Origin of the sequence: Microvirga pakistanensis (assembly GCF_004458765.1) — a bacterium.
GTDB classification, from domain to species: Bacteria; Pseudomonadota; Alphaproteobacteria; order Rhizobiales; family Beijerinckiaceae; genus Microvirga; species Microvirga pakistanensis.
In genome coordinates this window covers 1-223 of sequence record NZ_SPJX01000623.1, presented here as the reverse complement: position 1 = coordinate 223, position 223 = coordinate 1, and the positions used below count along the sequence as shown (strand labels likewise).

1 protein-coding gene is annotated in these 223 nt (G+C 56.1%); it reads right to left on the bottom strand.

The genetic code is table 11. The annotated features are described in order from the left end of the window. A partial coding sequence (locus tag E4K09_RS29900; protein WP_204985783.1) for a DEAD/DEAH box helicase family protein occupies positions 1-223 on the bottom strand: 223 nt, incomplete at both ends.

Genomic DNA, 223 nt, shown 5'->3' with positions numbered 1-223 from the left:
TCGAGACTCATCAAGGCTCGCGCTCGTTCCAATGGCTTGAATGGCATTCGGCTCTAGTCCCAACCGGGTCTTGAGCTTGCGGATCAAGAAGGCAACCTCAACGGCCTGGGCCCCGGTATAAGTATGAATTTCGTCGAGCACGAGAAAGCGGGGCTGTGCTCCAGCGAAGAGGGGGGCATTCCTTGGCAGGAGAAGTAGATGCTCCAGCATGGCGTAGTTTGTA